Below are 412 nucleotides of genomic sequence, written 5' to 3' on the forward strand. Positions count from 1 at the left end.
ACCGATTCAAAACGAGAACTCTCCCTATCCTGCAAAAGAAAAATCATCGTATACTAAAAGCTCTGCACGTACCGATAATTACACGGCATCAGCTTTTCTCACTTATAAGAAATTATTTGATGAGGCTCACGACATATCGCTTATGGGAGGTGTGCAATATGACTATGCCGCTTACGATTATAGCGGTACCAAAGCAATGGACGTGGAAGCGGCAATCGAATCGCTTAACGGTAAAGGACAAATCTACATAGACAAGGTAGACCGTTGGGAGGAAGCTATTCTCTCTTATTTCGGTCGCTTGAATTACAACTATAAGTCAAGATATATGGTAGAAGTGAATGCTCGCTACGACGGCTCTTCGAAATTCTTGCCCAAGAATCGCTGGAACTTCTTCTGGGGCGCATCAGCCGGA

1 pseudogene is annotated in these 412 nt (G+C 43.7%); it reads left to right on the forward strand.

The features are described from left to right. A pseudogene (locus AB5935_RS25955) lies at nt 1–412 on the forward strand (SusC/RagA family TonB-linked outer membrane protein); the annotation flags it as partial.

It is taken from the genome of Phocaeicola sp. RTP21198st1_B8_RTP21198_201120 (assembly GCF_040929485.1).
Taxonomy (GTDB): Bacteria; Bacteroidota; Bacteroidia; order Bacteroidales; family Bacteroidaceae; genus Phocaeicola; species Phocaeicola dorei.